This window comes from Vibrio sp. 10N.261.52.A1, from assembly GCF_002876325.1.
Classification (GTDB): domain Bacteria; phylum Pseudomonadota; class Gammaproteobacteria; order Enterobacterales; family Vibrionaceae; genus Vibrio; species Vibrio chagasii.
This window is the reverse complement of sequence record NZ_MCYD01001179.1, coordinates 1-7,228: the sequence shown is the minus strand read 5'-3', so window position 1 is coordinate 7,228 and position 7,228 is coordinate 1. Positions and strand designations below refer to the sequence as shown.

Below are 7,228 nucleotides of genomic sequence, written 5' to 3'. Positions count from 1 at the left end.
CCTATATACAGTGGGACAACGATGGAAGAATGAAGAGTATTCGAGAAGAAGAACGTATATTAGGAATCTAATTACCTATTTGGGTTATTCACCACAAATGGCAAAATTAGAGGCCAATTGGATCGCAATGATTCTATGCTCTAAAAGTGCGCTATATGACATTGTGAATACTGAGCTCGGGTCAACACATATTCAAGATGAGTGGTTACCACAAGGAGAGTGTTATGTAAGAGCATTTCCTAAAGGGCGATTGATGCACTTGCTCGCAGGTAATGTCCCGCTCTCAGGTGTGACCTCGATATTGCGCGGTATTCTAACTAAAAACCAAAATATCGTTCGAATGTCGGCTTCTGATCCTTTTACAGCACATACTTTGGCGATGAGCTTCATTGATGTTAATCCAGAACACCCGGTTTCTAAGTCACTTTCCATCGTTTATTGGCCCCATAAAGCTGATACGACAGTTGCGGAAGAGCTCATTAGCCATATGGATGCGGTTGCCGCTTGGGGAGGGCATGATGCGATTAATTGGGCGGTTAAGCATTCGCCTTCACATATCGATGTTTTGAAGTTTGGCCCTAAAAAAAGTTTTACGGTCTTAGATGAGCCGACCAACTTAGATGAAGCGGCGTCTGGCGTTGCTCACGATATTTGCTTCTATGACCAGAATGCTTGTTTCTCTACCCAGAATATATACTTTTGTGGAGACAACTACGAAGCTTTTAAGGATAAGTTAGTAGAAAAATTATGTCTTTATGAAAATATTCTCCCGAAGTCTAGGCAAAGTTTTGATGAAGAGGCTTTGTTTTCATTCACTCGATTAGAGTGCCAATTCTCAGGTCTCAATGTTATATCTGAACCAGATAATAAATGGATGCTAATAGAATCAGACGCTGGTATTGAATATAACCACCCTCTAAGGCGTTGTGTCTATATTCACAGGATAGAAAAGGTGGAAGACGTTGTTGAGTATATTGATAAACATCAAACTCAAACTATTTCTTTTTATCCTTGGATTTCTTCAATTAAATACCGAGATATATTTGCTAAAAAAGGTGTTGAGCGAATAGTTGAGTCAGGGATGAATAATATATTTAGAGCAGGCGGTGCACATGATTCGATGCGACCATTACAGCGTTTAGTTCGATTTGTTTCGCACGAAAGACCATATAGTTTCACCACCAAGGACGTGCCCGTAGAAATAGAGCAAACCCGATTTCTTGAAGAAGATAAGTTTCTAGTTTTTGTCCCTTAAATAAGGAAGTTTATAATGAAAAGTCAATGCAAGACTATTTCTCACGTGCTGAACGTGAATAATGGTCAGAATATTCACATCTGGGAAACACCTCCGAATAAGAGTGTTCCCGCTAAAAACAATACCATTCTTATTGCTTCTGGGTTCGCTCGGAGAATGGATCACTTTGCTGGTCTCGCAGAATACCTGTCTGAAAATGGGTTCCATGTATTTCGTTATGACTCACTTCATCACGTCGGTTTGAGTTCTGGCACTATCGACGAATTTACGATGACCACCGGAAAAAACAGCTTATGCAATGTTTATCACTGGCTACAACAAAAGGGCATTTCGAACATCGGACTCATTGCCGCAAGTTTGTCGGCTCGTGTGGCTTATGAGGTTATTGCTGATCTTGATTTGTCTTTCCTCATTACCGCTGTTGGTGTCGTCAATCTGCGTGACACGCTGGAAAAAGCACTTGGGTTTGATTATCTAAGTTTACCGATCGATGAGTTACCAAACGACCTTGACTTCGAAGGACACAAGCTTGGTTCTGAAGTATTTGTTCGCGACTGTTTTGAGCATCATTGGGATACTTTGGAATCTACGCTTGCCAAGGTCGCTCATACCTCTGTTCCATTAATTGCATTTACCGCCAACAACGATGATTGGGTAAAGCAAGATGAAGTCTACGGAATGCTAGCCCAAATTAGCAGTGGCAATTGCAAGCTGTACTCCCTGCTTGGGAGCTCTCACGACTTGGGTGAGAATTTAGTTGTCTTACGTAACTTTTATCAATCTGTGACGAAAGCCTCGATCGCAATGGATGATGGCAGTCTCGAAATCGATGTTGATTTTATTGAGCCTGATTTTGAGCAGCTCACCATCGCGACGGTCAATGAGCGCCGTCTAAAAGCCGAAATCGAAAGCCGCACGCTAGAAATAGCTTAATGCTTATCTGCAACACCAATAAATAAGGAAACGTTATGAAATTTGGAAATTTCCTTCTCACTTATCAACCACCTGAGTTAGATCAGACACAAGTGATGAAGCGATTGGTTAACCTTGGCAAAGCCTCCGAAAGTTGTGGCTTCGATACCGTTTGGTTATTAGAGCATCACTTTACTGAGTTCGGTTTATTGGGTAACCCATATGTGGCTGCTGCGAACTTACTTGGTGCGACTGAAAATCTTAATGTTGGTACCGCTGCGATTGTGTTACCAACGGCGCATCCTGTCCGACAAGCTGAAGATGTTAACTTGCTTGATCAAATGTCGAAAGGGCGATTCCGCTTCGGTATCTGCCGCGGATTATACGACAAGGACTTCCGAGTGTTTGGGACTGATATGGATAACAGCCGTGCACTGATGGATTGTTGGTATGACTTGATGAAAGAAGGCTTTGAAGAAGGTTATATGGCCGCAGATAACGAGCATATTAAATTTCCTCGTGTACAGTTAAACCCTGCTGCGCACACCAAAGGTGGCGCGCCTGTCTATGTGGTTGCTGAATCAGCGTCTACAACGGAATGGGCCGCACAGCGAGGGCTACCAATGATCTTAAGTTGGATCATTAATACGCATGAAAAGAAAGCACAGCTCGATCTTTACAATGAAATCGCGGCGGAGCATGGCTACGACGTTACCCAAATTGACCACTGCCTATCTTACATTACCTCGGTTGATCATGATTCAGAGAGAGCCAAAGAAATTTGCCGAAACTTCCTTGGCCATTGGTATGACTCTTACGTGAATGCCACCACCATTTTTGACGACTCCAATCAGACCAAAGGGTACGACTTTAACAAAGGTCAATGGCGCGATTTTGTTTTGAAAGGTCATAAAGACACGAATCGTCGTATTGATTACAGCTATGAAATCAATCCAGTAGGCACGCCTGAAGAATGCATCGCAATTATCCAGCAGGATATTGATGCTACGGGCATCAACAACATTTGCTGCGGCTTTGAAGCTAACGGTTCAGAAGAAGAGATCATCGCATCCATGAAGCTCTTTCAATCTGATGTGATGCCATACCTCAAAGAGAAACAGTAATAATTATTTTCGATAAGGAAAGGGACATGAAATTTGGATTATTCTTCCTCAATTTTTTGAACTCAAAACAATCTTCAGATCAAGTCATTGAAGAGATGTTAGATACCGCTCATTACGCCGACCAGCTTAGCTTTGATACTGTTGCTGTGTATGAAAATCATTTTTCGAACTATGGAGCCGTTGGGGCACCGTTGACGGTTGCGGGCTTTTTACTTGGTATGACTCAAAATCTCAAAGTGGCCTCTTTGAATCATGTCATCACCACTCATCACCCTGTCCGCGTTGCCGAAGAAGCTTGCCTGCTTGACCAGATGAGTGAAGGGCGCTTTGTTTTTGGTTTTAGTGATTGCGAAAAAAGTTCGGATATGCGCTTTTTTAATCGCCCGACCGATGCGCAGTTTCAGGTATTTGATGCATGTTATGAAGTCATCAATGATGCTTTTTCAACGGGTTATAGCCACCCTGAGAACGATTTTTTCAGTTTTCCAAAGATTTCTGTAAATCCACATGCTTATACCGAAGGTGGTCCTGCTCAGTTTGTGAATGCCACGAGTAAAGAAGTGGTCGAATGGGCAGCGAAGCGAGGTCTTGCTCTTGTGTTTAAGTGGGATGATTCCAATGCTCAGCGCCAAGAATACGCGATGCTCTACAACGACGTTGCTAACGAGCACGGTGTAGATATAGCGAAAGTGCGCCATAAGCTAACTCTTTTAATCAACCAGAATATTGATGGCGACCAAGCAAGAGCTGAAACGCATGAGTATTTAGCAGAATATGTTCGCGAGTCTTACCCAAATAGTGATTTCTCCACAAAAATGTCCGAATTGTTGTCTGAAAACGCCATTGGCACCTATGAAGAAAGCACTCAATCAGCCCGTATCGCAATCGAGTGTTGTGGTGCTTCTGATGTATTGATGTCTTTTGAGTCAATCGCAGACACGACGCAGCAAAGAGCGGTTATCGATGTTGTGAATGCCAACATTGTGAAATACCACTCTTAAGATCATACCAGCACATAAAGGGGCTACATTGACGCCCCTTTCTCCATCTCTATGCGCAATCGCGCTTATTTATATAGGCATTTATATGGACGTACTTTCAGCGGTCAAGCAGGAAAATATCGCGGCAAGCACAGAAATCGATGACTTGATTTTTATGGGCACACCACAGCAGTGGCCTTTGCAGCAACAGAAGCAATTGACTTCGCGTCTTGTTAAAGAAGCGTACCGGTATCATTATCAAAATAATGAGGATTATCGTCATTTCTGCCAAACATTAGGTATGAAAGAGGACGTATCTGACCTCAACGATATCCCTGTTTTTCCAACTTCAATCTTCAAACTAAGAACGTTACTGACAGTCGAAGACGCTGACGTTGAGAATCGATTCACAAGCAGCGGTACTAGTGGAATAAAAAGTATCGTTGCCAGAGACCGATTGAGCATAGAGCGCCTGCTTGGTTCGGTCAATTTCGGCATGAACTATGTTGGTGATTGGTTTGATCATCAAATGGAGTTGGTCAATTTAGGCCCGGACCGCTTTAACGCCAATAACATTTGGTTCAAATATGTGATGAGCTTGGTCGAGCTGCTTTATCCAACAGCTTTTACTGTGAACGAAGATGAAATCGATTTTGAAGCAACGTTAGAAAACATGGAGAGGATTAAGAAAAAGGGTAAAACCATTTGTCTTATTGGCCCTCCTTATTTCATCTACCTGCTTTGTCATTTTATGCGTAAACAAGGGCGAGAATTCAATTGTGGCAGCGATCTTTACATAATTACGGGTGGAGGCTGGAAGAAGCATCAAGACCAATCTCTCGATCGAGAGGCTTTCAATCAACTTCTGTTTGAAACATTTAACTTAGACAGTTCCCAACAGATCCGAGATACCTTCAACCAAGTGGAGTTGAATACTTGCTTTTTCGAAGATAAAGAACATAAAAAAAGAGTACCACCCTGGGTGTTTGCGAGAGCCTTGGATCCCATCACTCTTAAACCTTTGCCAAATGGGGAACCGGGGCTAATGAGCTATATGGATGCGTCGGCGGTGAGTTATCCCTGTTTCTTGGTCACCGATGATATTGGCATCGTGAGAGAGGAAGAGGGAGAAAGGCCAGGGATAACGGTCGAAATCGTTAGACGGGTAAATACGAGAGGGCTAAAAGGGTGCGCACTGAGTTTGTCTCAATCGATTATGACTAAGAATGTGAAGGGGTGAATGTGATGTTATGTACGGTAGAAAAAATAGAACCACTTACCAGCTTTATATTCCGGGTAGTATTGAGACCAGATCAACCATTTGATTTTAGAGCAGGGCAATACATCAACCTCAGTTTAAATTGTGGCGATGTACCACTTTCTATTGCCTCTTGTCCTTTTAAAGGTGATTTTTTAGAACTTCATATTGGAGGGTCAAAGCTTAGTGATAAAAATATTCTTGTTATTGATGAGCTTACCGATGCTTGGCTTAGCGCTCAAAAAATCAAAGTGAGTGAGCCCAGAGGTGACGCTTGGCTGCGCAGTGAGAGTGCAAAACCATTATTGCTTATTGCTGGCGGCACAGGTATGTCATATACATTGAGTATTTTGAGAAACTGTTTACAGCATGGGTTTACACAACCGATTTACATCTATTGGGGGGCAAAAGATATGAACAATTTGTATGTGCATGATGAGTTGGTTGATATTGCTTATAAAAACAGAAATGTTAGGTATGTTCCTATTACTGAAGTCTCAAGCTCTCCGCAATATTCAAAGCAAGGGCGGGTTCTAGAGTGTGTGATGAGTGATTTCAGGAACCTATCTGAATTCGATATCTATTTATGTGGCCCTGGCAAAATGGTTGAGTCCGCTCGGACAGAATTTTGTAAAGAGAAAGGTGTAGAGCTAGACCAACTTTATTCCGATGCATTCGCTTATTTATAACAACCTTCAAGGAGATGAAATCATGGAGTCTACGTCACTTTTAGAGGAGTTTGGTAATCCTCTGCAAAGAGTCGAACGAGCTATTGAGGCGCTTAAACATGGCAATGGTATCTTATTGATGGATGATGAGAACCGCGAAAATGAAGGTGACTTGATCTTTTCTGCTCAATACCTGACAGAGCAACAAATGGCGCTGATGATCAGAGAGTGCAGTGGAATCATATGTTTGTGCCTAACTCAAGAGCGAGCGAACTCGTTGGAATTGCCTCCTATGGTGGAAGATAACCGAAGTAAAAACCAAACGGCTTTTACGGTGTCAATCGAAGCTAAAGAGGGGGTTACAACAGGAGTATCAGCAAAGGACCGTGTGACAACAGTAAAAACAGCGATCCATTTTGGTGCTCAACCGGAAGATCTTGCGAGACCGGGACACGTTTTTCCTTTGGTTGCTAAAAGCAATGGCGTCCTGGCCCGTCGAGGTCATACAGAAGGGACTGTTGACTTAATGCAGCTCGCTAACCTTGTCCCATTTGGTGTGCTTTGCGAGCTTACCAACTCAGATGGTACTATGGCAAAACTGGCTGAAACCATTGTGTTTGCGAAACTTCACAAAATGCCCGTTCTGACGATAGAAGACATTGTTGAGTATCGAAATACATCGTGCTACAAAAAGAATGGATAACTTATAGTAGGGAAGAGCCCTGAACAGGATGCGAATGAATAGAAGCACTAAATAGGAAAGGATCAGGAATAAATTGTGAAACAGGTTGTTTCACAATTTAGCGACAAGCTGTTGCCAATTTGACAGCGACCAGTGGCATTACTCAGCTTTATCTAAAAGCAAACAGGCTCTAAGAAGGTTTGGGGCACTGTCGAGTTAGAAAGTACCACGGGTAAAATTCAACCGGAGAAGCTTTTGGACAACTATCATTTAGCCATACAATCTTTGAGAAATTGTCATATGTTATTTTTACAAACTCAAGAGTGAATAATAACTCACAATACTTGAC

Annotated in this window: 7 protein-coding genes; all 7 read left to right on the top strand. The window is 42.5% G+C overall.

Annotated elements, in window-relative coordinates; all coding sequences use genetic code 11:
- A partial coding sequence (locus BCT81_RS25145) for an aldehyde dehydrogenase family protein (RefSeq protein WP_102426228.1) occupies positions 1 to 1,255 on the top strand: 1,255 nt, incomplete at its 5' end.
- 15 nt (positions 1,256 to 1,270) lie between these two features.
- Positions 1,271 to 2,188 (top strand): acyl transferase, encoded by a 918-nt coding sequence (locus tag BCT81_RS25140; protein WP_061031581.1) that lies wholly within the window; start codon positions 1,271 to 1,273, stop codon positions 2,186 to 2,188.
- Positions 2,189 to 2,223: 35 nt separating this feature from the next.
- On the top strand, positions 2,224 to 3,291 hold the full coding sequence (locus BCT81_RS25135) for an alkanal monooxygenase (RefSeq protein WP_061031580.1): 1,068 nt from the start codon (positions 2,224 to 2,226) through the stop codon (positions 3,289 to 3,291).
- Positions 3,292 to 3,317: 26 nt separating this feature from the next.
- Positions 3,318 to 4,292, top strand: coding sequence for an LLM class flavin-dependent oxidoreductase (locus BCT81_RS25130; RefSeq protein ID WP_102426227.1), 975 nt, complete (start codon positions 3,318 to 3,320; stop codon positions 4,290 to 4,292).
- Between the two features lie 85 nt (positions 4,293 to 4,377).
- Complete coding sequence (locus BCT81_RS25125) at positions 4,378 to 5,511, top strand: long-chain fatty acid--CoA ligase (protein WP_102426226.1); 1,134 nt, start codon at positions 4,378 to 4,380, stop codon at positions 5,509 to 5,511.
- A 5-nt stretch (positions 5,512 to 5,516) separates the two neighbouring features.
- Entirely contained in the window at positions 5,517 to 6,218 is a 702-nt protein-coding gene (gene fre, locus BCT81_RS25120) for an NAD(P)H-flavin reductase (protein WP_102426225.1), read from the top strand.
- A gap of 22 nt (positions 6,219 to 6,240) precedes the next feature.
- Positions 6,241 to 6,900: a 3,4-dihydroxy-2-butanone-4-phosphate synthase gene (ribB, locus tag BCT81_RS25115; RefSeq protein ID WP_061031904.1), complete on the top strand. Its 660-nt coding sequence runs from the start codon at positions 6,241 to 6,243 to the stop codon at positions 6,898 to 6,900.
- The last annotated feature ends 328 nt before the right edge of the window (positions 6,901 to 7,228 follow it).

Coding starts and splice junctions, on each gene's coding strand:
- BCT81_RS25140 (WP_061031581.1), top strand. CDS start 1,271: ATGAAAAGTCAATGCAAGACTATTTCTCACGTGCTGAACGTGAATAAT.
- BCT81_RS25135 (WP_061031580.1), top strand. CDS start 2,224: ATGAAATTTGGAAATTTCCTTCTCACTTATCAACCACCTGAGTTAGAT.
- BCT81_RS25130 (WP_102426227.1), top strand. CDS start 3,318: ATGAAATTTGGATTATTCTTCCTCAATTTTTTGAACTCAAAACAATCT.
- BCT81_RS25125 (WP_102426226.1), top strand. CDS start 4,378: ATGGACGTACTTTCAGCGGTCAAGCAGGAAAATATCGCGGCAAGCACA.
- fre (WP_102426225.1), top strand. CDS start 5,517: ATGTTATGTACGGTAGAAAAAATAGAACCACTTACCAGCTTTATATTC.
- ribB (WP_061031904.1), top strand. CDS start 6,241: ATGGAGTCTACGTCACTTTTAGAGGAGTTTGGTAATCCTCTGCAAAGA.